This is a genomic window from Brasilonema angustatum (assembly GCF_059505445.1).
The window spans coordinates 1-24,381 of the sequence record NZ_JCACKO010000058.1 but is presented as its reverse complement, the minus strand read 5'-3'; the positions used below and the strand labels follow the sequence as shown (position 1 = coordinate 24,381).

Genomic DNA, 24,381 nt, shown 5'->3' with positions numbered 1-24,381 from the left:
ATTTTAGTTTTTAGAAGTTATTCATCCCAATCAAAATCAGTGGATTCAGGTTTTGTTTGGTCGGGTTTTTGAAGTGCCTTGTGTTGACCATCGACCATCACAGGTTCAAGAGTTTCCAAGTCTAGAGCAAAGTAGTAAACACCTCGCTTAGACTGTTTTTGGTTCATCCGTCCTGTGAAAAGCTTGCCGCGTAAAGGATAGACAACATCGTAAAGCTTATCCTTATCAATGTCGTAAAGCCCCTCAAACCCTTCCATGCCTGGAATAGCGGCTAATGGATTGACTTTCTCAATCGTAGGAACCTCAAGACCCATCTTTTTGAACGCAAGGGTAAGAAGGTTCTCATTGACAATGACTGGAATATTTTTGAATTTCCCGTCAGATCCAAGGCAACCGTATACCAGCGCTTCGAGAGTGATAGACTCTCCAGTTTCACCGTTTACGATGTTTCGTTTTGCAAAACCTTGGAAGATTAACGCTGCTGTACCACCTACAACACGGTCGCCCTCCCGGTCAATGGGTTGACTAGCGTTCATTTTGGGAACAAATCGAGTACGGATTCCTTGGTAGTTAGAAGGGTTGGAATTATTGATGCCAAGTGCCATGATTTATATATCCTTGGGCGATTAGCCCATCTAGTGTATTTGTGTGGTGGCGTACCGTCTTGGTCGTCACCTCTTTTGTTGCTTCTAAAAGCTAACATTTGAACCACAGGTGTGTCAATGGTCTTTAAAAGGTTTCTCAGTGTTGACGCGCTAGTGAGATTTTGTTAACCTGAAAAGTATGGGTGTCAATATAAAAAATTATCAGGATAACTATGAAAACTACTACTAGAGGAGGTTCAACACCACGACATGGTGAAGCTAAAAAGCCTAGAACCGTATATTTAACAGATGACGCATGGGACACACTGAATTTAATTTCAGAAGAATTTTTGATCACACGCTCGGAGTTGATACAGCAGCTTTGTAATGGAAAGTTGCGAATAGAGCGAAATGAAGCCAAAACCGCATAGCTTATCAAGCATTTATTACCCCACTCATGTGGGGTTAATTTTTGCTTGTATCTCTCTTTTTTGGCACATCCCACAACACGGTCTTACCACATCCAAGACAACGATTGCCAATCTTTGAATAATCTGCTGTGTGGACGGCTTCAACCCAGTAAGTACCACAATCAGAACATGGATTGCGTTCAATTGCTATTGCTTTTACGGTATAATTATGACTATCGGTCGTCTTCGATTTTTTATGGCGACTCATGAGTATCACCTAATAAGGGACAAACGGCTGGTTGATATCCAGCTTTTTTAATTTTTGTAATCCAGTTACAAAATTTTTGGACGAAAAAAAATGTGACTCAGTTGTTTCTGAATCGGCAAATTTACTTGACATAAGCAAAGACTTTTTAATTGAATAGATTCACTCTATTACAGACACACTAACGCTTTCAACTTTTGGAAATTTAAATCGGTAATCTTCACAATTCACCGAAAGTCTTTCCCGCGTCCTGATCTTGTGATTTCTCCATCAATCAAATAAACAGGGTTTAGCTTTGAGTTTCTCATCTCACGATAATGCCGTTTAACAGCGCGACAATAGTCCAACCATTGACGATTCCTAAACACAGTATCGTTATCAGCTATGCAATACGCTAGTCCTTCAAGTGCTTCCAATGGTTCTAAATCACACAAATTAACTTCTAATAATGGTGAATTAGATTTTTCCAAAGATTTATCTAGAGCTAAACTTTCGGTGTATAATGTCAATTTTCCTTTTGGGTTAGCTGTACCTGTAAGTCCAGAATTAGCGAAAAGGTTTTCACACAATTGTTGTTCAATACTTAAAAACCAATGCATTGGACTGATAGACTCTTTTGACTTCCAACTTGTATAAAGACAAATTTCTTGACACAGCTTGAGAGTCGCTTCTGATAAGTCAGCTAGACTTTTATAATCTTGTATTCTAGGATTTGGATTTGAAAGTATAGAATTGTTGCCTTGATAGTAATCCATCCAAGCAGCATGATATTGATATAAAATTTTTATTTTTGAAAACAGTTGCCCAATAGGGTCTTGAGGACAATCTATCAATATTTTGTATCTATGTTTCATAACCAATTCAGGCATGTCTCGAATTTGGTTAATAGCATGTTCTTTTTTTATTTCATAATCAAAATAACAATAATGTGGTAGATGTAAATTTTTACCAATAAATTTTATTTTTGAAGAGTTAATCATTCTTCATCCTCCTTTTGTTTTTTACTTTTTTGGTCGCCTCCTCTAGTTTCTCCAAGAGGTCTTGTGTCTTGATTTATATACCCTTCCTTTCTTAAAAGATTGAATAAGTGTGTTTCTAAAAAATTATTGACACTAGTGTTTCTATCTATGGCTAGTTCTCTTAGAGCATTTATAACAGTCTCATCAAGTCTATACGTAACAGCTTTGCGTTTGCGCATACATAGTAAAAGAGTAATCATACTATTCCATTGAATCAAAAAACTTTACTACTGCAATCAATAGTATTAATTTTTTATATCAAAATGCAATACTAATGCAATATTATTTTCTTATAGGATTGGATATATCAAATAACCAACGCTCATATCAAGAGTATTGCAAAAGTAAATACTATTGTTTATATTCAAAGAGTAAGGCAAATGAGCAAGCCGCCACGACTGCCAAGCAGGTCACGTAACGCAAGCGCTCACCCCTACACCACAATTCAAACTTGAGAGTGCGAACGAACTCCCTACAGGCGACATAGGTGTGCTGGTGCAAGTATCTTGACTGCCGTACTTGCCGATAACCCTATGGTTGTCATGAGGGATAATCTCTCTTAACAGCTAGCTAACAAGGTATTTAAACATGGATAAAACACCAGATTTTCTTTACCGCACTAATATCACTCTTGAAAAGGCTGAAATTCATGTACATCTGCGTGAAACCTTTATTCCTGCATTTAGTGAGCTTTTCGCTTATATTTCTTGGAAAAACTTTAAAGAATTTGGTCGTGGGTATTTATTTGTACCCATTTTCGCCGGGAAAACACCTGAAGAGGGATTTGATGTTGACTATTTTCCTAAAGATAGTCCCAAGTTCAAAACTGCTAAAGATTCTGAAATCAAATCTGGACAGCAAGTAGAAACAGCTTCTGTTTATTTTGATGTTGATGATTACAACCCACGATACGAATATCTTATTTTTATCGGATGGAATCAAGCGTCAGATAAGGCTACCGAACATTTCTTCAGAATCACACCAGAAAAAGCTCCTTATTTAGTTAAAAAACCAAAAATTTAAAGTATTTTCTCAAACAAAAGCCTCCGTTGCTAGCAGGGTTCTCTCCCTGCCAACAGCGAAAGGCTGTGTACCAAGTACCTAAAAAACATTCGATGACTCAAATTGTAGACCACGACCAAAACATGGACACTATGGGTGAAACCCCTAAACTTACTTTGAAGATCCAAGACTTGCTTCCACAGCTTAACTTTATCGAGACTGTCTCTGTGATCCACTGTGCCTCTGAAGCCTTGCGCCACTCCTGCGGTTTCGCTCGTTGCTACGCCGATTTGGGAGTTACAATCAAGCTTTTTGACAATGGTGAAGACGATTGGATTAGAGACGATATAGCGGATGTCCGTGACCAACAAGAACTGGTAAACCTTATCGGTGAAGCATCTTTCAGACTTCAAGAGTTATCCAAATAAGGAACCTGACCAATGCAACGAACAATAAACATACAAATCGTTCTAAATGACCATTCCGCCAGACTAACTTCTTCTCAGGGAGTTGATATTGAATCTTGTATGAAAGGTTCGGAAGAGCAAAAAATTGCTGATTTATTGCAAGCTCTTTGCCTCGCGTTTGAGGTTCACCCTCGCGGTACTTATTCACACATATGGAACTGATAAACATGAACGAAACAACCGTGTTGATTGACCTAACCATTGACCCCTACATCGCTACTATCTCTGTTCCCGAAATGAATGTAAGCATATGTTCTCACGCTGCAAAGTATCTCTCTAACGAAAAAAGCAAGACAGTTCACATGCTGCGGCTTTTAGCTCAAGTTCTAGAAGAAGGCAAGTAATCATGAAAGAACAAGACAGCACCTCAACAGCCCGTATCAAGCCACCCCGCGAGGTTAGCCAGCCTGTTTATATCGATTTTCGAGATCTGGAAGCTTTCAGAGAGATTGATCAGGCTAAACGACGCGAACGGGTGCAAGAATACACTCACACGGATGGTGAGAAGTGAAAAGCTACTACAACAGCTTAGTAGCGTGAGTAGCTTTCCAGCAAAAACTTTACAAGGATACAAGGAATATTACCATGTCAATACGGAAAACAGGTACAGTAACCGGAGCTTCTCTGGAAAAGTCTAATCGCGGCAAAAAAGGCGGTTTAACAGGGTCTAAGCGCGTAACAGGTGAAACTAACACCCCTATTGCAGAAACAGCAGCCGAAACCGTTCTAGAACCGCCTACAGAATCTACTGCTGTTCCCACCCCTCCATCTGTAGTAGAGAAACTTCAAGAAATAGCCAACGGTACTGCTTCCGCTATCGAAAAAGGTGCAAATGTAGTTTCTACTGTCCAGCGCTATACCTCAAAGATCGCACAAACAGTACAAGGGACTGACCAAGACAGAAATCCTTCAGGACTGACAGACGGGAAAGTAAATACCTCTGAAATCTTGGCTAGAGCAAGCGCCGATATAGATGAGTCTATACCTCAAATGGACTCAGGAACCGCCACACAGCGAAACATCGTTATTGCTAGACAGCGTAACTTTGTTGGTGTAGCTATCAACAACACCAGACTTAAGCAGGACTTAGCAACTTTAGACAATGAGCAGAAAAAGCTTATTGGAATGCTAATTGATGGCAAAACTCTGGATGTTAACAACGAGAAAAAAGCCGTTACCTATCACCGCGCTGTTGTTAGCCGTGACACGGAACTGTCCAAGCTTGAACAAGACCGCGAACTGTTGACCCAACAACAGATTAGAACAGAAGGCACTCAAAACCAGACTGAACTAATCAGGGAATCTGAAATACTGAAAGTAGCCAAAATGCGTGAGGACATTGAAAAGCAAGGCTACGAAATTCAAGCTATTCAGTACGAAAAAGAAAAAATCAAGCAAGAAACAGAAGCCAAGTTTACAGCAGGTTTCTGAGCATAAAGCGCTTTATGTAAAAAGGGTGTTCAAGACAGAGCACCCTGCAAATCATATTTTACTTAGGGAATATTATCATGTTTAAACACGTCTACTTTGGCTTAGTTCTGGGTTCCACACTGCTAGGCGCGGTAGGTCTTGTTCAATCATTCCACACACAAGGGTTAACACAAAAGATTGCTGCTGTAACGGGTATAGGAGGCGCTACAACTGCTCTTACTGCCCTCGGACTTGGAATTGCCTATAACGGGAAAGAGACTGACCTAGAAAACGAATTTAAGGGGAAGTTGGAAAAGAACAGTCAACTCAAGGATCGGGAACTTGCAGGACTTAAGTTGCAGATTGACGAACTCAAAAGTCGTATCAAAGTGCTTGAAACAGAAAAGGAAGCCAATCTTAAGCAGATATCTGAACTACAAGAGCGACTGAATGCTAAGGCTGAACAATACCTCAAAATTGTTTCTGAGAAAGACTTGAAAATCAAAACACTTGAAGGCATTGTAAGCGAACGGGATACACGTGTTGAGGATTTTCTTAACGAGTCTCGCACTCGCACTATGACGTTTTTCTCTAAGCGTTATGAGCAGTTAGACGACTTGCACAAACGGTTAAAGAATGCTCTGGAAGATGATAAGGTTACGCTCAATAATAAAGAACTTCTAGTTGGTCGGATTGAAGATATTCGCAAACTGAAATCAGAGTTGACCGACGCACTGGAAGAGATAAAGGACATGGAAATCACCTGTTTCAATGATGTCCTAGCCTACATCTTCAAGTTTGATAATAAGTTTTTTAATGCCAAGATGCATTGGAAGGATTTAAGGTTTTCCAAAGTCGAAACGGAAAATAAATCCTTATCTAAATCCTTAAGTGAATCCATGCCTAGAGTTGTTGCCCTTGAACGATTTAGAGCAGGAATGGACGAAGTTGATGAGAAGATTACTGAAAAGTATGAAGCCCTCTTGTTGAACAACAACAACATCCACACTCAATTAATGGACTTGTTGGAACAGAAGAATTTAATCATTGATGACCTGACAAAACAAGTAGAGGAACTCCAAAAACCTCTACAAGCTATGGGTTTGAGTGAATATGCAAAAGTAGCTAATCGGGTATCTGGCTTCTACTTTGAAAACTTTGGTTACAGGTTGGATTTTATTAATTGGGTAGAAACTGAGGTAGGGTATAACATCACCTATGCAACGCGCCAAAACAACGCTCTTACCAATGATGAACTGATGGTAGGCAATGCCAAAGAGCAGCTCGCAAAATTGACAGGCTGCTTGCAAGGTACGTTTCCTGAGTTTACTTATGACTACCGCAACTGCACAGTTATCTTGTGTGTTGTCATGAGGAAACCAGCCAAGAAGGAACAAGCTAAGGCTGACATTGATAAAATCTGGGTTCCAGTAGAAAAGTTTGAATCTTACGTTAAAAACTGGGAGCGCGTTCGGATCACAGCAGGCAGCACGGGAGGTAAATCCCCAACAGCGAAAAACCTAGCACTAGCAATCATGAAAACTCGCAAGGGTCAGGGTGAGATACGTCTCTATGATCCGCAAGACGGAAGCAAGAAAGATTACTGGGATATGCCAAAAGCAGGCACTACCCATGCTGACAATGTGGCAGGGATGGAAGAACTTTGCGATTTGTTGGATCAGCGTTCTAAATCAAAAGCTAACCACTCGTTTGTCCTGTATATTTTTGACGAAATAGATAGCACTATAGCACAGGAGCGCGAAAACAACGGGTACTACTACTTTAGGGATAAGGTAACTTACTCACTCAAGCAAGCCAGTCATCAAAACATCGGCGCTATCTACATTGGTCAAGCTTGTGACGCTTCCACAATTCCTGGTATGAGTTGGTCAGATTGGAATAACGCCGTTCAGTTGCACATCGGAGCTAACGCTGGTATCTGGATTGACAAAGCTAAAACAATAACATCCGAGGAAGCGACCAAGCTGCTTGAACAGTACCGCAAGATTCAAGAGTACTGCGACAAGAAAAACGAGGAATTGGGCTTAGACATCTTCACCGATCCAGGTGCTTATCGTTTCGCTTTAGCTGTACCACTGACCGGACTACCAAAGTTTATCCAGCTTCCTGACTTCGATAGCTATGACTATTATGATGTGATGGCTGAGAGTGAAGAGTTACTGAGTACAAATACTCAAAATTTACTTATTTCTAATATTATAGATGAGGTACAGCAAGAGGTTGAATCAATGAATGTTAAGACCAAAATAGAGTGTCCTCATTGTGGTTCTACCAAATTCAAACGCAATGGTAAAGACAAAACAACTAAGACCATACAGCAATATAAGTGTGGTGATTGCGGTAAAGGATTTAGTGACACAGACATTATTAACTAACAGTAATTAGAGTAAGATTGAATTCTGGTTAGTCGGGTTACACGTCTGGCTAGCCCGATTTACAGCCCGACATGATGTCTGAAACCCTTGATTTTACGTGTCTGGCTAGCCCGTCATTTTTCCCTATAGGGGGTCAGCCCGATTAGCCCGATTAGCCCGACAGAGTATGAGTTTCTATTAATTAATCATGCTGTGCTCAATACTCAGGCTTTCATATTTATGTAAGTTGCTGTTAGTTAATAAAATTTATATTTTCTAACATTAACTCAAACTTGTAGTTGCTATTAACTTGAAAATACCCTGACTTAATAGTAATAAAAGCTGACCACTTAATATGTTAAATGAATTGTCTATCCTTGAGTGCTCAAAATAAACAAGTAACCTATTTTGGGTACTTTAGGGTACAATTCTCTCATCACCTTTCATTTTTGACCACCAAAATCACTTGAAACGTATATGGAGTAAGCATTATGACGACTTCCGAAACAACAAACACAACATCAAATGTACCCAAAAGTACCCTAAAAAATGGGGGTGTAAAAATGCCTAAAATTCCAGCTAAAAATAAGAAGCACTTCAAATCCGTGATAGACCTAGGAAATCATTGGGTTAAAGCTTACATTGAAGGCTATGAACTTTTGAGAGAACCTAGCTGGTATGCTCGCTGCTTGTCCAATACTTCCAATAAACTACCAGGTCATGTGCGCTATGTCGATGGAGTCAGGTCAGATTTAGTGGGTCAATGCTGGCTAGTGGGTAATCAAGCCGTTCGCAGTGGTAGTAGTGATTTGATGAGATTGGTTGAGGACTACACTGGTAAATCGTCCTTGTGGCTTGAATACTTTTTAGGTACTTTGGCTCATCTACCACAGGTAAATTCTGAGATGAACTTGGATGTTACCGTGACCTGCAATGATGTCAAGCGTCATTCACCAATCATCAGGAAGAATGAAGGAACGCACAGGGTAGAATTGTGTGGCGTTCCATGCACAGTTAATATAGTTGTTAAAGCAATACTGCCAGAGGGATTTGCAGCGCTCAAGAGTCAAAAGTTAGATGGTGCGGTAACTATCTGTGATATCGGAGGTGGTAACACGTCTATTAGCAGGTTCTTTAACTCTGAACCAGTAGGGGAAGTAGCAGTTAAGGACTTTGGTGCTGAGTACTTGATTGAGAAAATTGTTTGCAATTCGGATCTAAAAGCACTTATTAAGCAAGCACCCGATAAGGATGTCATCAATCGCAGTATTGAAGTAGGGGTTAAGTTCAAGAAGTCTGAGTCGGGTGACGCATTGGGACAAAGAAATGGGGCAAGCCTTATTACTACGACACACCGAGGAGACAACACAGATCAACAAAACAAAGGCTTGCCCCATTTCTCCAGTCATTCCCCCGGTGATAAGATACCGTTTCTGGCTTATGGTGACTCAGCTATGAACTTCTATAAGGTATATGAGGTTGAATTGCAGGACTTCATCAATTGCAGACTTAGGGAAGTTATCAAACAGCTAGAGCAGTACAAGCTAGGTGGCGACCAAATTCTGATAATCGGAGGTGGTTCTAAACTTCCATTGCTGAATGCTGCCTTGAAAAAGAAAGGTTTTTTGATTTCGGACAATGGCGCTTTTGATAACCTCACTGGTTTGATATCGGAGGTAGGTTGATGACTGCTGACAAAATTAGAATCAAGAAGTACCAAAAACCAAAAGTACAAGAATGGTGTGAAGCGCTAAACCTTTCAGAGAGCAGGTTTGTGGAAGATGCGATCGGGTTTTACGTGAGATTTTTATCAGGAAAGCACCCAATTGTACCCATGATTTCAGTACCAACGACTGCAAGCTTGAATGGTCATCAACAGCCAACGGAAGTTAAGCCAGTGGTTATAGAAACTGATGACCCTGATGAGTTTGATGGGGGAATTGACCTCTAAATTAAAAAGCACTGGATAGATGCTGGTCTTACCAGTGCTGACACTCCAAGACTCTTTTAATCATGTAGCATCCCAAAGCATAACTACATCACGATGACCACGTATTTAAATTTGTTTATTTAATGAAAACTGAAAAAATGTCACGGATAGTATCTTGGAAATCTTAAGTGTAGGTACTAACTAAATCACCGTTCAATTACTTTAGTTCCTACTGCTGACATAAGCCCACTAGTAGCACTCATACAAGCTAAGACAGGTTCACCTTTCAAAATACTAACGACAGCTATTCCATTAAAAACAAACATACTAGTCATAGCTAGCTTCATTACTGTGCTTTTCATGACTTAACAATTTTTATTTGTAACGCAACAAATATTTCATAGGGGTGACTAAAAATTTTTTATGCGGAGCGCACATTTCTGACTTAACCACAAAAAACACTGGTGAGGACTATCAACCCTTACCAGTGCAATCTAAATTTCTCTATAAGCTAATGCTAGGAGCCTCTGAATTATGTCAGTTCAATATCGCAATAATCATGTACCTGGGTGGGTGTATTTGCTTGAAGCTGAAGGTTATCACGGATACATTCCAGGCGTTTATCTACGTCGCTGCAAGATGTGAATGTGGTTAATTTGAAGTGGCTGGAAGTTAACGCTGATCAGGAATAAAGCAGAAGCACTGGTAAGAGGCGAGCCAATTCCTTCCAGTGCCTCAAATCTATCTATCTACCTTCATGTTAAAGACGCGCTTACAAGGAATCTCAGCATTATGACATGGCAACAAAGAAACGATAATGTACCAGGATGGGTATATCTCTTAGAAGCTGAAGGTTATCACGGATACATTCCAGGTGTTTATCTTCGTCGTTGCAAAATCGGGTTAACCAGGTCTGTTGAGAACCGTTTAGACACGCTGCATTCCAGCCAACCGCCATGTGACTACAAGGTAGTTCGTGCGATCTATGTAGACAACATGGCATTGGTGGAAGATTCACTGCATCGTCAGTTTAAACATAGAAACGTTAAATTAGTCAAGTCTCGGGAATGGTTTGATTTGTTACCCCATCAATATGCAATGGTATTGTGGATGTTCCGCCAGTATGATTCCAAGCGTAATCACCCCATCTCTCCAAGGGTTATTGCTGGCGGTCTAGTAGCGCTTCTGGGTGTGGGCTTGTTGATTGGGTATTCGGTGCGAGAAAGCGCTACACCGCAAATACAGCAAAGGATTGAGCGTAAGTAATGGTTAGCACTGGATAAAAATTAATAATCGTCAACCCAAAGTACAGTAATAGTGTGAAGCGTTAAACCTTACAAAAAGCAGGTTTGTGAAAGATGCGATAGGTTTCTATCTATGTTTTTTAGAAGGAAAGTACCCTGTTGTACCCGTATTGTTACGACAGCAAGCTTGAATCGTCATACTGAACCAGTGGAAGTTAAGCTAATGGTGATAGAGACTGATGACCCAGAAGAGTTTGACAGTGGTATCGAATTATGATTCAAATGAGTTTGATTAATTTTGACGACGAAACAAATTGAGGAGAAAACTCAATAATGGATAACTTCAATAAAAAATCTAAAACTTACGCTCAAAAACACGCTCAAGATTTACTTACTAAATTCTTGAGAGAAGAAGCCAAATTTGTCGGATATGACGCATATGTCAAGAGTGAAGTCTTACCAACTATTACTTGGCGTGTAAACAGAGACGCACCATACTGGGGGATTTTTCCAGATTATCCAATTGCAAAAAGTGAAAACAGTATTATTGAAATAGTTTGGGATGAATATTTATTTAATACTGAGTCAACAAGAAAAGATGCGATTCCAACAATAGATGAACTTTGGAATTTTGGTCTGGTACTTGAAACAGTTTTAGATATTGCTATTCAACATAAAGGAGTTATACACACGGCTGTATTTTTAGACGAAATACCCAATCATGCAATAAACTTTCTGAAGACTGGCGCTATTGCTCAAATAGTCGTAGTCAACTCTTATGACCTTTTGAATCAACCATTATTTTCTACTTTTAACGGTTTAAAAATACCTATCCAAATCTTAGAACCATTTAATCTCTAAAAGCAAAAGGCACTGGGAAGTTTGTTGACTCCCAGTGTCTCTGCAATCCTTAAAGCTCTACTTAAAGCAATCTTGTGAAAAAACAAAATACTTTGTAAGAACATCACTTACAGTTGACAACGGTGAGTCAACAATCAAATTTCCATCTCTACAAATCATATTCGTTAAGCAATAGCGCCACTTACGCGAACACCACAGGACGGAATAGTGATTCTAGGGAATTTATATGCTGATTTGTGATGCGATCAAGTTTTGTAATCCAATTACAAAATTTTCTGGAGAAATAATTTTTCAACTGGGTTCCAAGATTTTTGTCAGCTATTGATCATAGAGAAAACTAAATACACCCCACGTATACACCCCAGATTATTTATGCTTAAAAACGAGACGTTAATAAAATGGGGTGTTAACATTGGGGTGTTAACAAAAAATGCTGAGTATCTCAACTATGCCACGATCACTAGAATTTTTAGAACAATACAAAGCTGTTGAACTCCGTAAAATGGCAGCGGACATGATGAGAGAAAACCCCACACTAACGTTCTTGGTACATGGGATAGAGCAAACCGCTGGCTGGGTACGCACTAATGGCAAGAAAGATGCGTTGATGCACCACATCTCATTATGGGAAGGGCAGTTAAATCAAGTTGTAGAACCGGTGGTAGAACCAGTGGTAGAGCCAGTTGTAGAGGAAAAACCTGTGGTACAAGTACAGGAACCTACCAAGAAAACAAACAAAAGAACAACTAAAGCTAAAGCTAAAGCGCCAATAGTAGAGCCAGTAGTTGAACTGCCAGTAGTTGAACTGCCAGTAGTTGAACCAACAGTTGAACCAACAGTAGAGCCAACAGTAGACTCATTAGTAGAAGCGCCAGTAGAAACAGTAGTAAAACCAGTAACAGACACCCCATATCAAAACTCGGAAGCTGAAAAGCAAGCTATAGCCAAAAAGCTGTACTACTCCACTGAGAAAAATGATGAACTAACCGGATTGCGTGAGTATCAGCTAAACCTTTGTAGAACTGGCAAGTACTTTTTACCTGAGTTTGGTATCCTTGTTGCCCGTGCCCGTGTGATCATTGAAAGCTACGCGGATGCTAACAGCTTAGAAGGGAAGGCACACCCTGGCACGGTTCAGAAAATCCGTGTAGATGTGATGAAGTATTTGAAAGAGCTTGTAGTGCCAGAAGTTGATAAATTTCCAGCCGTCAACGACCGAACACTTGAAGATACCTATCTCGACTTTGAAAACGCTGTACGGGGTGCTTTCAAGGATATTGGCGCTATCAAGTACAAGATAAATCAGGAGCGCTCCCACAAAGCGGAAGAGGACGTAAGAGCTATCATTGTGCTGCCATACCTGGAATGGGCAATCTCTCAGGTGTCCAACCTACCCGCTAATTCTGCCAGATGGAAAGAGGTTGCCATAGCAATTATGCTGCTTACAGGTAGGCGTCAGTCTGAGGTACTGGCAACTGGACTGTTTACCTACGTTGATGAGTCCACTGTGATCTTTGAGGGTCAACTCAAGCGTCACATTGCCGAACTAGTCGAAGCTGAAGAAATCCCTGTTTTGGGTAAGGCTGCTAAGCAAGTCTGTGACGCTATCGCTTGGTTAGAGCAACACAAAAAGCGTACCCTTCCAACGGAGCGCAGTGTAGAAGCCCTTCAGGAAGCCGCTAAGCTAAGCCACAACAGGTGCTCGCGGTATATTGCTGAGGCTATGGACAAGTTATCGGACAAGTGCCAAATCACCAACGGTAAGGACTGGGAGGTGAAAGAGGGTAACAAGATAGTCAACAAGTTCAAGGGACACCTTAACCGTCAAATCTACGCTCAGATTTGTAGTGCCCTGTTCAATGATCCTAATGAACGTAAGAAGCGTGCATTTATCAGCCGGATATTGTTAGAAAACAGAGACGCTGCATTAAACTACGACCGGGATGTGGAAGTTGTAGATATTGCAGAAATTCGGGATTTGTGCGATACGTTTTCAGATTGAAACAGATAAGCCAAAATGGAAAATGTCGGATATATCGCGACATTTTCTAAACCAATGACCTATCACGAGCAAAGAAGACAAGCTGAAGATTTACTAAGAAGGAACTACACGGTTTCACAAATAGCTAAAGAACTGGGACTTCAAACACGGACTGTACAAAGATGGGCTAAGGAACTGAGAGAAGGTAAACCCGAACCCAAAGCAGCACCCATTGTAAAAGCTGAAGTGCTAGCTCCCCAGTCATTGCCGCGCACAACAGAACCCGCACTGATCGGATATGGTGGAAGTCTTCAAGATTGGGTGAAAGATTACAATGAAACTTCTTGTAAAGCAAGAAAAAAACACCAGAATGCACAAATTGCAATAGAACAAAAACTTCTTGACGAACTGGCTAACAATGGTAGTAACAGGAGTATTCACACTCTCAGCTTGGCGTTAGAACGGCATATTAATGGAGAACTTAAAATGTTGAGACAAGGTAGAGATGATCTGCTAACTTTACATCAAGCTCTTGCACTAGTTCAAACAGCGGGATTTGTAGTCCAACATCCGTTAGAAGGTTCAATTACACAGTCACCAAAGGAGATCGAACCGGATGATATATTTTCCGACAAGCTTGTTGACACCGAAGATGCAGGAGAAAATCCAGAAGAACACGGAATTAGCTAGAGCTAAAGGACGTACCCAGTCGTCAGAAGCAAGACTAGCTGCAACGGATTTTATCAAGTTTCGCGAGTACGTTTGTGGTCATCGCACCTATGAACATATGCAAGTATGGATAGATGCATTGAATACAGGTCAATCTAATAAATACTTACATGGGATAGCAGGTGAGGATACTTGCATACTCGCACCAAGAAACAGTGCCAAATCATCAGTACTTCTGCAATGGGTTGCCTGGAATATAGGGGTTCACATCAACTTAGGGTTATCTCTAAAAATTTTATACATCAGCTATACGATTGAAGTTGCTGCAAGCAAGAGTCGTCAAATCAAGGCAATTCTTGAGTCGAAACCATATCAAGAGGTGTTTCCAAAAATACAGCCTTCTAAGAGTAAATGGGGTGAGCGGGAGTGGGCGATTGACTTTACTCACGCTGGTGTTTCGGTTATAGAAGAACCGTAAACTTTAGCTTGTAGCGGTTTGCGTGGCAGTGTCAATGGCAAACGCGCCCATTGTATAATTAGTGACGACGTGGTTAAGTCTCCCAGTGAAGGACGTAACAAACTTATTCAGGATAAGCTCGAAGAGAACTGGCTTCAAATCGTACGGTTTGTCAAGTTTGATGGAAGTCGCACCATCTGCCTTGGTACTCGGATGGCAAAGCATGATGTTTATACACGTATTTTTATACCCCCGCAGTGGAGAGTTATCACGCAATCAGCAATCATAAAAGATGAGTCTGGACAAGAGCGTTCATTTTGGGAACCAGAAACAATAGAAGCGCCAGGACTAAGTCTGACGACGTTACAGCAAGAAAGACAAGAAGACTTAGAATCATTCCTCTTGCAGCGTCAAAATCAAATACCTGAAGTATCTTTTCAGGGAATTAGACCACATTTGATCCAGTATGGTTGGTTGCCTCAAAAATTTGAGCGCGTCGTTATCGGAGTTGATTTGGCTTCATCTAGCACAGGCGACTATACAGCGTTCGTGACCATCGGAGTTTCTCAAAACAAGCTCTATGTGTGCAACGCCTACCAAGAGCGAATATTAGGCAACATGAAGAAAATAGACCAATTGTTTGACCAGTGGAATACTTGGGCTGATAAGTGTACTAACACGCCCGTTCTCGGTATAGACGCCAATCGGTACGCAATGGATTTTCAAGGTGACTTGTTAGATTATTTACAAGATTTAGAAGGGAGTACAGAATCAGAGGAAAAGTTTAAACACCTACAAATTGAGCCAATTAAATCATCAGGACGTGGTGAAAAAATTGATAGGCTTATGGGACACTCATTATTATTTGAACGGGGTAAAATCTACTTTAATCGAGTGACAACAGATGACGGAAAGTCGCACACAGACAAGCTTATTCAACAAATCACTGATTACAATGTGATGGATTCAAATGATTTGATGGATGCGTTAGAAATGGCTTTGTTTATTGGTAGAAACTATATCAATTCTGAAATAACTTTTGCAGGATGATGCTTACTCAAAGTGAACAAAAATTCCTTCAAGATAAGGATTTGACTGGTTTTGCACCAGGTTATTCAATAATAAATTTAGGAGAATCTAAACTGCTAGGCGGTCTAGTGCCTTATGGGGTCAGGGATGATAGAAGTACCATCTTGAAGACTCAATAGTTCTGAGACAATGATTCTTTCTCCTGACTGTAATCCTCCAAAAACCTGGTAATTGCTACCTTTGATATTGCCTAGCTTCACGCGCTTTTTCTGAGCTACTAGTTGCAACCCTCCTTGTGGAGATTGCTGCGTTTGCGGTACATACACATAAGTTTTCCCAGACTCATTAACCACTGCTCTTGCTGGGATTAATACTCCAGAGCGAGAAGCAGCCCAGATAACTCTGGCACGTGTGAATTGACCTGTTCGTAACTCACCTTTGGAGTTATCAAACAATGCTTTGATAAGTATTGATTGAGTATTATTGTTTACACTAGGAGAAATGAAAAATATCTTAGTGATGCCCAACAAGCTGCGACCTTGTACGTCCATTATTTCCACTGACATTCCCTTACGTAATTGAGGTGCTCGCTCAGTTGGTACTAAGATATTCACCTCTAAAGGTTGGTTTTGAACAATAGTTGTGAGTTTACTCGAAGTATTGACTAATTCACCTTCTTTAACCGGGATGTCGTCAACTGTGCCAGCAAAGGGAGCGGTAATTTTGTCGTACTGGATCTGTTTTTGTTGTTTGACAGATTCCACTTGAATAATTGCATCTCCTTGTGCAACTGTGTCTCCCGCTCTGACAAATATACGGGTTATCTGACCCTGGATTCGCGGTTGCAGAATTCCCGAGCGACGTGATTTTACGCTAGCAACATATTCTGAGATGTCCTCAACTGTGGCTGCTTGCACCTCCGATCGCTGTACTTTTATTGCTTGAGGTATATGAGATTTATTGATTTTGATACCTACAAACAAAACCACAGCAGCGGTAACAGAAAAACTTACTCCAATCATTTTTCCTATGAGAGGTTTCTGGCTCATTTGACGTTACCTACCTGCATAATCGTTGATCAATTAAAGTGCGGATGAAAGTACGAATTATCTGCCGGTTTGTCTATTGGTGTTTAAGGCAGTAATCTTCTAAGGCTGAGTATTCGCTTTGAGGAAGTTCAACTGTCAGCCGATTGATTGACTCAGTTGATACTTTTCCTTGATTGACTCAGTTAATATTTTTCTTGGCATCTTAACTACATAATTTTTATGTAGTAATTGTCACATAAGAGAGTCGAACTTCAGTACAGAACTTAAGTAAATTTAACACTCTAGAGTTTCGTTCATTACTTACTTGAGGCGTGACCGGACTAGATCCCATCCCCCGCATCCCGACGTGGTTGTGGGGGATTTGCTGTGTGGTTGACTCGTCTTGTGTGCTTAAACATGTTTTATACGTTTCTTTCTGGCTGCGATAAAGGGGAAAGGTATTTATATAGGGAATTTTGCACAAAAATCGCAATAGCGACGTGAGAATGGGTTTGGAAGCTCTGCTAGAGCAAAGTGAGTGTGTTAGAGTGTTTGAGATTTTCAAACGCCTTGTAGACGATTCTGGACACTGTGGATGGATATGACGGTCGCAGCGTTAGTTGGTGACACACTATGGATATGACGGTCGCAGCGTTAGTTGGTGACACACTGTGGATGTCCCTCGGACACCATTCGTCATTCCTTCGTCATTCCTTCGATCTATTCTGTGGCACTTGTGAGGGCGCTGACGGGATGTATGCAGGGTTATGGATGTTTTCTATTCATTCTGAGAATTGAGTGCTGTCCAAGACGGGGAGAGTTATGAGTCAGGTACTTCTAATAAACAATAACCGTAAATAACCGCACAACCTTTCACTGTTACGGTTTTTATTATTCCAATGTCAAAAATGTTTCAATATAGATACATGTAAACTAGTATAATTTCAGTTAAAAGTAATAAAATAGTTAAATAATCAAAAGTACTGGCACATTTATTATCGATACCAGTACTATCAAAATCTACAACAAAACTCAATTAGTCATTTCATGTCTATATCTATTTTACTTAAAAGCTTATCCCGAAGAATTACATCATGGAAAACAATACAAAATATGTTAAAATTATGTAATTTACCTCTTGGACAAGGAAAAGACAAAACTTTAAAAAAACTAGAGGAAAAAACTCAGAAAGTAGATGAGTTAACCGATAATTTTTTAGAATTAGAAAGGCTATATTGTAATCATATATTAATTGGTCAGAAAGCTGTAAAATTAATTCAAGTCGAACAACAGTATATTGATAAACTAATATTTTTGTTTAAATCTCATCAGATTGATTCTACTATTTTTCATAAAACTTATCCATTTATACTTAGTGAAGAAGATTTAACAGAAATTGATTTCTTACCAAAACTTGTTGACATTCAAGATACATTTGAAACCTTATCACTTATATTTTGTACTAGACGTTCATTTATTGAACGTACGGAAATAGATATTAACAATTTTAATCAAGAAACACAAAATAAATTAATTTATTATGACAAAGTTATTGGTACTAAAAAACAAATAAAACAATTATTTGATGTTATTGTTATTCAAAAAGAAAAAGAAATTATAGAAGTTAGAATTGACGTTGATAATAATTTTTCATCTCAAGAGCGTAATAATTCATTTATCAAAATTATAAATGTGTTTAACAAGTTAATAGAGGAAAAGTTAGGGATAGAAAAGGTATTAAAAGACCCTATTAATTTTTTTCCACTTATTAATAAGTTTTATACATCTAATAATGAAGGGAAAGTTATTAATTTATCATTTACCACTGATGAAGGTTCAATTAAATTTGAAAAAATGAGAAAAGGTAAAGTTGACTTAAGACTTGAGACTTATCATAAAGCAGGTAAAAATGCTGTACATCACATTACACCATATCAAATTACAATATTATGGGATTCTAAAATTTTAGAGGAAATAAAAAATCAAATTGAACTTATTTTGCCTGGAAAACTCTATAGTTTAAGTACCACTAATCCTAGCCTGGAAGAAGTCATAATAGAAAAATGTATTGTTCTAGAAGAGTATAATTTTATCTTACATAAAATCAATACATATCTAAACCATGTTAGTTAACAAAGAATTAATCGTAAATCAAATTAATGAAGACTGGGGCAATAAGCCGCAATCACAAATTTGTATTTCAGTACTAAATTACTTACTGGATACTAGTACAGAAAATCGCTCTCATATTACTTTTGGTAGTTTAAAAATAGCTGTAAATAATCAACATACAGATATTGAATTATTAAAAGCAATTCAATACTTATGTGGCGAACGTACTAAATTATTGGAAATTAATTTTGAATTTATTCAAGATGAAGAAAATATTTTTCCACTATCAAATACTGAAGTAAAAATTGCTAAAGAGACAGGAGAACTTATTCATCCTGAAACAGGAGAAATAATTAACAACTATGAAGAAAAAGTTTTTATGTACTTTGAACCAAGTTATTTAGTAAAAAAAATTAGTAAATAACCTCAATATGTCATCCAGTAATCTTTCACTTGGTAATTTAAGTTTAAAAGACTTAAAAAATTTACAAAGTAATATTCCAGAGCTTGCAGGTTTTCCATCAAGAGTTTTAGTAGAAACTTATGATGAATTCATTAAAGAACTTTATGAAACCATTGATCGAATAATTTTTTATAAAGAAGAAAATCCGGAACTTTACAAGGAAGACACGGAGGATAGAATAACGATAGATATAAAGAATAACTTATGTTTATTAGGGTATAATGCGTCCCATGAAATGAAAATTGGTGGTCACGCTGATTTGGTAGTGAAGAGAAACGAGTTTTTATGGATTGGTGAAGCAAAAATTCATAGTAGCTATAATTATTTATGGGAAGGTTTTTTACAACTTACTACACGATATTCTACAGGTGATTGTAATCAAAAAGATGGTGGGTTACTAATCTATATTCGTAATGAAAATGCCAAAAATATTATGGATACATGGAAAAATCATTTATCTTCAAAAAAATTACCAAATTACAGCTTCAATCCTTGTTTAAAGAGAAAATTAGCCTTTTTTTCAAATCATACACATGAGAGAACAGGTGAGTTGTTCAGAGTTAGACATATGGGAATAACACTTTATTTTAATCCTAAAGATAAAAGTGCAATAAAGCGTCAGATAAAAAATAAATAGAGCGTGAGATAAAAAATAAATAGAGCGTCAATAACCGTTAAAACACTATCTGTCTACAACTCATCTAAAGGTACGAACAAAAAGCTAAAGAAAATTTCTTTATCCCATCCAAATCTCTCTACCTTTGAAGTGCTAAAAGAGACATTAAACGAGTCAGGTTTAGAAAAAGATGAATTGAGTTTGTAGATCCATCCAGCTATTCTCCCATCTCCCCCATCCCCCGCGTCCTCAATCGGGTTGTGGGGTTTTTTAGTTGATATCAGCTAGTTGTTCTTCAATTGGTTGTGTTTGCGTGTAATTCATCAATTCGTAAACTGCTGCAAAATCTTGCGCCAATCCTACCAGAAGGTCAACATCACTAATTTTGATTTCCTTATCTTCAAAATCAGTCATCAAATTCTTGACCCGTTCATCCGATCCACGTTCAGGCGATGAATGTAGATAAGCGCGTACCAGTTCTTTTAGTTGAGGGGCGTACTTGGCAGCAATTCGCTGCTTTTTGGGACTTGAAAACTGAGTCATAAGTACGTTTGTTCTATAGTCTCTTTATAATACTACGGTTGTAGAAAATTCAATCAATTTCAGTTAACACGCATATTTATTAATACTACGGTTATGTTCAATTAAAATAATTTGGTTAAACACGTATATTTTTAATAACTAAATAATAATGAGATTTCAATGTCAAATTTACGAAAAAACTATGAGTTAAAAGTCGTAAATATAACAAACGTCTCCGTAAGAAGAGTTGCGTCAAAATTATTGTTACTCAGTATTGTAACTTATACTACATAAATCGGTGTATTAGTTTCTAATCATGGCTTATAGTGATTCATATCCGTACAAAACAATACTACAATGTTTGACGCAAAAATTCTCAGCCTATAATCAGGGTTTCGGCGATTAAGTCGATTTTTTTTAGGCTCTTATTGTGTATTTCCGGAAAAAAATTTTTTCTCCGTACAGTGTCACTATCAAAAACATCACTACATGGGAGACGCCGGAGCGAAGCGACGGCGCGAGGGCAACGCAGTTGCCTGTGTGCTCAAGCGCAGCGTAGGGGATGCCGTGATTACCCCCGCCAGATTTAGCTACAACCCCATCAAAACCAATCGCCGCTACGATACATCATTTAGCGGTTTTATAGCAAATATCTCATTAGCGATGCCTAGAAGGTCAATGGCGACGCTTTGACTTGAAAAGGTTACAGGCTATGGATTTGGGGAAATGTTCAGAGTTCGGCGCGGTCGGTTGGGCGGTTGGGTGGTCGGGATGGGACTGATAAGCAGAATCGGGAAAAGTTGCGGCGATCGCACAAGTTTTTCTTATTTCCAACGAAGACGCCCGACCGGAGGGAGGGCGGACAGGTCGTGGGTGATAGCGACGCTTGGATGGGGGTAGGACGGGCAGTCAGTCCGTGGGTGGTATGTTTGGTCATTCGGCTTGGTGAAGCTGGCGAAAAACCTTTTTTTTCCTGGCTTGGACAAAAATTTGAAACAGCGCTAAAGAATTTCGAGATACGTCCCCAATTTTTCAAGTTCAAAATTTCCGGGGGTGTGACGCGATGCCCGACCGGAGGAAGGGCATCTTTCAACGTGGAAGGTAACGCGCGGCTAGTGGCGGCGGTCGCGCGGTTGTTGGTGACACCCTGCGGCGTCACATCGGCGTACGCCTGATATGGGGTGCTTGTATGTGCAGTGGTTTGTGGGCGCGGTTGTTGGTGACACCCTGCGGCGTCACACAAAACACAACACCCCATTCTCACAAAAATTATTGCAGAGATGAATACCAAAAGTCTACTTTACAACAATTATTTAGTGATATGGGGTGTATGTAGATAGTCCACAATAATGATGTAGTGATATGGGGTATTACCTCTTGTGCACAACACCCCACTCTTCGATTAGTGGGTTGGTCTCGTTTCTGCAAGATTTAGGCGATGCCTTCGGCGGCTGTGCGATCGCTCTCCCCAAATCCGCTCCTAGAGCGGGTTTTAGACTTGATGATATGGGGTGTTACCGGTGTGGTGCTGCAATAGTCTGCACGGAAGCTGACGAAGTGTGCAGGATGTCTGCACGTGCAGAAGCCGTCAAGTACAAATGCATGTATGATATGGGGTATTATCTATGTTGTGCACAACACCCCACTCTTCGATTAGTGGGTTGCAACATATTGATGCGGTAGGTGGCGATCGCCTAAAGACTAGCAGCCTGAAACCCGCTCCCAGAGCGCATTCTAGAATCAAGAGTTATTTAGGTGACATGGGGTGCTGAAAGAGTGGTGCTCAAAGAGTCTGCACGGTCGCCGACGATATGTGCACAACGCCTGCACGTGCACGACTCCTCAAGCATCAGTCTGCACGACAAATAACTGATATGGGGTGCTTAAACGGGGTGTGCACAACACCCCACTCATCGATGAGTGGGGTGTTGTGCACACCCCGTTTAAGCACCCCATATCAGTTATTTGTCGTGCAGACTGATGCTTGAGGAGTCGTGCACGTGCAGGCGTTGTGCACATATCGTCGGCGACCGTGCAGACTCTTTGAGCACCACTCTTTCAGCACCCCATGTCACCTAAATAACTCTTGATTCTAGAATGCGCTCTGGGAGCGGGTTTCAGGCTGCTAGTCTTTAGGCGATCGCCACCTACCGCATCAATATGTTGCAACCCACTAATCGAAGAGTGGGGTGTTGTGCACAACATAGATAATACCCCATATCATACATGCATTTGTACTTGACGGCTTCTGCACGTGCAGACATCCTGCACACTTCGTCAGCTTCCGTGCAGACTATTGCAGCACCACACCGGTAACACCCCATATCATCAAGTCTAAAACCCGCTCTAGGAGCGGATTTGGGGAGAGCGATCGCACAGCCGCCGAAGGCATCGCCTAAATCTTGCAGAAACGAGACCAACCCACTAATCGAAGAGTGGGGTGTTGTGCACAAGAGGTAATACCCCATATCACTACATCATTATTGTGGACTATCTACATACACCCCATATCACTAAATAATTGTTGTAAAGTAGACTTTTGGTATTCATCTCTGCAATAATTTTTGTGAGAATGGGGTGTTGTGTTTTGTGTGACGCCGCAGGGTGTCACCAACAACCGCGCCCACAAACCACTGCACATACAAGCACCCCATATCAGGCGTACGCCGATGTGACGCCGCAGGGTGTCACCAACAACCGCGCGACCGCCGCCACTAGCCGCGCGTTACCTTCCACGTTGAAAGATGCCCTTCCTCCGGTCGGGCATCGCGTCACACCCCCGGAAATTTTGAACTTGAAAAATTGGGGACGTATCTCGAAATTCTTTAGCGCTGTTTCAAATTTTTGTCCAAGCCAGGAAAAAAAAGGTTTTTCGCCAGCTTCACCAAGCCGAATGACCAAACATACCACCCACGGACTGACTGCCCGTCCTACCCCCATCCAAGCGTCGCTATCACCCACGACCTGTCCGCCCTCCCTCCGGTCGGGCGTCTTCGTTGGAAATAAGAAAAACTTGTGCGATCGCCGCAACTTTTCCCGATTCTGCTTATCAGTCCCATCCCGACCACCCAACCGCCCAACCGACCGCGCCGAACTCTGAACATTTCCCCAAATCCATAGCCTGTAACCTTTTCAAGTCAAAGCGTCGCCATTGACCTTCTAGGCATCGCTAATGAGATATTTGCTATAAAACCGCTAAATGATGTATCGTAGCGGCGATTGGTTTTGATGGGGTTGTAGCTAAATCTGGCGGGGGTAATCACGGCATCCCCTACGCTGCGCTTGAGCACACAGGCAACTGCGTTGCCCTCGCGCCGTCGCTTCGCTCCGGCGTCTCCCATGTAGTGATGTTTTTGATAGTGACACTGTACGGAGAAAAAATTTTTTTCCGGAAATACACAATAAGAGCCTAAAAAAAATCGACTTAATCGCCGAAACCCTGATTATAGGCTGAGAATTTTTGCGTCAAACATTGTAGTATTGTTTTGTACGGATATGAATCACTATAAGCCATGATTAGAAACTAATACACCGATTTATGTAGTATAAGTTACAATACTGAGTAACAATAATTTTGACGCAACTCTTCTTACGGAGACGTTTGTTATATTTACGACTTTTAACTCATAGTTTTTTCGTAAATTTGACATTGAAATCTCATTATTATTTAGTTATTAAAAATATACGTGTTTAACCAAATTATTTTAATTGAACATAACCGTAGTATTAATAAATATGCGTGTTAACTGAAATTGATTGAATTTTCTACAACCGTAGTATTATAAAGAGACTATAGAACAAACGTACTTATGACTCAGTTTTCAAGTCCCAAAAAGCAGCGAATTGCTGCCAAGTACGCCCCTCAACTAAAAGAACTGGTACGCGCTTATCTACATTCATCGCCTGAACGTGGATCGGATGAACGGGTCAAGAATTT

Annotated in this window: 30 protein-coding genes; 22 read left to right on the top strand and 8 right to left on the bottom strand. The window is 40.1% G+C overall.

Annotated elements, in window-relative coordinates; all coding sequences use genetic code 11:
• Positions 1-17: 17 nt before the first annotated feature.
• Positions 18-605, bottom strand: coding sequence for a hypothetical protein (locus AC5JM2_RS12515; RefSeq protein ID WP_495835202.1), 588 nt, complete (start codon positions 603-605; stop codon positions 18-20).
• 212 nt (positions 606-817) lie between these two features.
• On the opposite strand from AC5JM2_RS12515, the gene AC5JM2_RS12510 reads away from it, so the two are divergent.
• The gene (locus tag AC5JM2_RS12510) at positions 818-1,015 is read left to right on the top strand and encodes a hypothetical protein (protein ID WP_495835201.1); all 198 of its coding nucleotides are present in this window, start codon (positions 818-820) and stop codon (positions 1,013-1,015) included.
• Positions 1,016-1,049: 34 nt separating this feature from the next.
• Here the strand turns inward: AC5JM2_RS12510 and AC5JM2_RS12505 are convergent, their stop codons facing one another.
• From AC5JM2_RS12505 to AC5JM2_RS12495, 3 genes are all read right to left on the bottom strand, one after another.
• Positions 1,050-1,262, bottom strand: coding sequence for a hypothetical protein (locus AC5JM2_RS12505; RefSeq protein WP_495835200.1), 213 nt, complete (start codon positions 1,260-1,262; stop codon positions 1,050-1,052).
• Between the two features lie 224 nt (positions 1,263-1,486).
• Positions 1,487-2,239, bottom strand: a complete 753-nt coding sequence (locus AC5JM2_RS12500) for a hypothetical protein (RefSeq protein ID WP_495835199.1) — start codon at positions 2,237-2,239, stop codon at positions 1,487-1,489.
• Positions 2,236-2,478, bottom strand: coding sequence for a hypothetical protein (locus AC5JM2_RS12495; protein WP_495835198.1), 243 nt, complete (start codon positions 2,476-2,478; stop codon positions 2,236-2,238). Before AC5JM2_RS12495 ends, AC5JM2_RS12500 begins: the two co-directional genes overlap by 4 nt.
• A gap of 388 nt (positions 2,479-2,866) precedes the next feature.
• On the opposite strand from AC5JM2_RS12495, the gene AC5JM2_RS12490 reads away from it, so the two are divergent.
• The 16 genes from AC5JM2_RS12490 (at position 2,867) to AC5JM2_RS12415 (ending at position 15,724) form a co-directional block, all read left to right on the top strand.
• On the top strand, positions 2,867-3,301 hold the full coding sequence (locus AC5JM2_RS12490) for a hypothetical protein (protein WP_495835197.1): 435 nt from the start codon (positions 2,867-2,869) through the stop codon (positions 3,299-3,301).
• 92 nt (positions 3,302-3,393) lie between these two features.
• Entirely contained in the window at positions 3,394-3,708 is a 315-nt protein-coding gene (locus tag AC5JM2_RS12485; RefSeq protein WP_495835196.1) for a hypothetical protein, read from the top strand.
• A 12-nt stretch (positions 3,709-3,720) separates the two neighbouring features.
• Positions 3,721-3,909, top strand: a complete 189-nt coding sequence (locus AC5JM2_RS12480; protein ID WP_495835195.1) for a hypothetical protein — start codon at positions 3,721-3,723, stop codon at positions 3,907-3,909.
• A gap of 5 nt (positions 3,910-3,914) precedes the next feature.
• Positions 3,915-4,091 (top strand): hypothetical protein, encoded by a 177-nt coding sequence (locus tag AC5JM2_RS12475; RefSeq protein ID WP_495835194.1) that lies wholly within the window; start codon positions 3,915-3,917, stop codon positions 4,089-4,091.
• A 2-nt stretch (positions 4,092-4,093) separates the two neighbouring features.
• On the top strand, positions 4,094-4,258 hold the full coding sequence (locus AC5JM2_RS12470) for a hypothetical protein (protein ID WP_495835193.1): 165 nt from the start codon (positions 4,094-4,096) through the stop codon (positions 4,256-4,258).
• Between the two features lie 74 nt (positions 4,259-4,332).
• Positions 4,333-5,178: a hypothetical protein gene (locus AC5JM2_RS12465; protein WP_495835192.1), complete on the top strand. Its 846-nt coding sequence runs from the start codon at positions 4,333-4,335 to the stop codon at positions 5,176-5,178.
• Between the two features lie 77 nt (positions 5,179-5,255).
• Positions 5,256-7,553 (top strand): IS1/IS1595 family N-terminal zinc-binding domain-containing protein, encoded by a 2,298-nt coding sequence (locus tag AC5JM2_RS12460; RefSeq protein WP_495835191.1) that lies wholly within the window; start codon positions 5,256-5,258, stop codon positions 7,551-7,553.
• A 470-nt stretch (positions 7,554-8,023) separates the two neighbouring features.
• Positions 8,024-9,217 (top strand): ParM/StbA family protein, encoded by a 1,194-nt coding sequence (locus tag AC5JM2_RS12455; RefSeq protein ID WP_495835190.1) that lies wholly within the window; start codon positions 8,024-8,026, stop codon positions 9,215-9,217.
• Positions 9,217-9,483, top strand: a complete 267-nt coding sequence (locus AC5JM2_RS12450; protein WP_495835189.1) for a hypothetical protein — start codon at positions 9,217-9,219, stop codon at positions 9,481-9,483. Before AC5JM2_RS12455 ends, AC5JM2_RS12450 begins: the two co-directional genes overlap by 1 nt.
• A gap of 771 nt (positions 9,484-10,254) precedes the next feature.
• Positions 10,255-10,728: a GIY-YIG nuclease family protein gene (locus AC5JM2_RS12445; protein ID WP_495835188.1), complete on the top strand. Its 474-nt coding sequence runs from the start codon at positions 10,255-10,257 to the stop codon at positions 10,726-10,728.
• 111 nt (positions 10,729-10,839) lie between these two features.
• The gene (locus AC5JM2_RS12440) at positions 10,840-10,983 is read left to right on the top strand and encodes a hypothetical protein (protein WP_495835187.1); all 144 of its coding nucleotides are present in this window, start codon (positions 10,840-10,842) and stop codon (positions 10,981-10,983) included.
• Between the two features lie 56 nt (positions 10,984-11,039).
• Positions 11,040-11,567 (top strand): hypothetical protein, encoded by a 528-nt coding sequence (locus AC5JM2_RS12435; RefSeq protein WP_495835186.1) that lies wholly within the window; start codon positions 11,040-11,042, stop codon positions 11,565-11,567.
• A 448-nt stretch (positions 11,568-12,015) separates the two neighbouring features.
• Entirely contained in the window at positions 12,016-13,569 is a 1,554-nt protein-coding gene (locus AC5JM2_RS12430; protein WP_495835185.1) for a protelomerase family protein, read from the top strand.
• 15 nt (positions 13,570-13,584) lie between these two features.
• Positions 13,585-14,238 (top strand): transposase, encoded by a 654-nt coding sequence (locus AC5JM2_RS12425; RefSeq protein ID WP_495835184.1) that lies wholly within the window; start codon positions 13,585-13,587, stop codon positions 14,236-14,238.
• Positions 14,201-14,695 (top strand): hypothetical protein, encoded by a 495-nt coding sequence (locus AC5JM2_RS12420; RefSeq protein WP_495835183.1) that lies wholly within the window; start codon positions 14,201-14,203, stop codon positions 14,693-14,695. The genes AC5JM2_RS12425 and AC5JM2_RS12420 overlap by 38 nt, the downstream gene beginning before the upstream one ends.
• 69 nt (positions 14,696-14,764) lie before the next feature.
• A complete protein-coding gene (locus tag AC5JM2_RS12415) occupies positions 14,765-15,724 on the top strand; it encodes a phage terminase large subunit family protein (protein ID WP_495835182.1) in 960 nt (319 codons plus the stop codon).
• 104 nt (positions 15,725-15,828) lie between these two features.
• Here the strand turns inward: AC5JM2_RS12415 and AC5JM2_RS12410 are convergent, their stop codons facing one another.
• Entirely contained in the window at positions 15,829-16,752 is a 924-nt protein-coding gene (locus AC5JM2_RS12410; protein WP_495835181.1) for an efflux RND transporter periplasmic adaptor subunit, read from the bottom strand.
• A 1,026-nt stretch (positions 16,753-17,778) separates the two neighbouring features.
• Between AC5JM2_RS12410 and AC5JM2_RS12405 the strand changes: the two genes are divergently transcribed.
• The 3 genes from AC5JM2_RS12405 to AC5JM2_RS12395 are packed head-to-tail and all read left to right on the top strand — an operon-like array spanning position 17,779 to position 19,943.
• Positions 17,779-18,864 carry a hypothetical protein gene (locus tag AC5JM2_RS12405; RefSeq protein ID WP_495835180.1) on the top strand — a complete coding sequence of 362 codons (1,086 nt, stop codon included), beginning with the start codon at positions 17,779-17,781 and terminating at the stop codon, positions 18,862-18,864.
• Positions 18,854-19,267 carry a hypothetical protein gene (locus AC5JM2_RS12400; protein ID WP_495835179.1) on the top strand — a complete coding sequence of 138 codons (414 nt, stop codon included), beginning with the start codon at positions 18,854-18,856 and terminating at the stop codon, positions 19,265-19,267. The genes AC5JM2_RS12405 and AC5JM2_RS12400 overlap by 11 nt, the downstream gene beginning before the upstream one ends.
• A 7-nt stretch (positions 19,268-19,274) precedes the next feature.
• Complete coding sequence (locus AC5JM2_RS12395; RefSeq protein ID WP_495835178.1) at positions 19,275-19,943, top strand: hypothetical protein; 669 nt, start codon at positions 19,275-19,277, stop codon at positions 19,941-19,943.
• 249 nt (positions 19,944-20,192) lie between these two features.
• Here AC5JM2_RS12395 and AC5JM2_RS12390 read toward each other — a convergent pair whose 3' ends face one another.
• Together AC5JM2_RS12390 and AC5JM2_RS12385 are read right to left on the bottom strand one after the other, a co-directional pair.
• On the bottom strand, positions 20,193-20,465 hold the full coding sequence (locus AC5JM2_RS12390; protein WP_495835177.1) for a hypothetical protein: 273 nt from the start codon (positions 20,463-20,465) through the stop codon (positions 20,193-20,195).
• Positions 20,466-21,174: 709 nt separating this feature from the next.
• Positions 21,175-21,735, bottom strand: a complete 561-nt coding sequence (locus AC5JM2_RS12385; protein ID WP_495835175.1) for a hypothetical protein — start codon at positions 21,733-21,735, stop codon at positions 21,175-21,177.
• Between the two features lie 334 nt (positions 21,736-22,069).
• Here AC5JM2_RS12385 and AC5JM2_RS12380 point away from each other — a divergent pair, with 334 nt between their 5' ends.
• On the top strand, positions 22,070-22,216 hold the full coding sequence (locus AC5JM2_RS12380; protein ID WP_495835176.1) for a hypothetical protein: 147 nt from the start codon (positions 22,070-22,072) through the stop codon (positions 22,214-22,216).
• 286 nt (positions 22,217-22,502) lie between these two features.
• On the opposite strand, the gene AC5JM2_RS12375 is transcribed toward AC5JM2_RS12380, so the two are convergent.
• A complete protein-coding gene (locus AC5JM2_RS12375) occupies positions 22,503-22,649 on the bottom strand; it encodes a hypothetical protein (RefSeq protein WP_495835176.1) in 147 nt (48 codons plus the stop codon).
• Positions 22,650-22,983: 334 nt separating this feature from the next.
• On the opposite strand from AC5JM2_RS12375, the gene AC5JM2_RS12370 reads away from it, so the two are divergent.
• Positions 22,984-23,544: a hypothetical protein gene (locus AC5JM2_RS12370; RefSeq protein ID WP_495835175.1), complete on the top strand. Its 561-nt coding sequence runs from the start codon at positions 22,984-22,986 to the stop codon at positions 23,542-23,544.
• Positions 23,545-24,381: the final 837 nt, after the last annotated feature.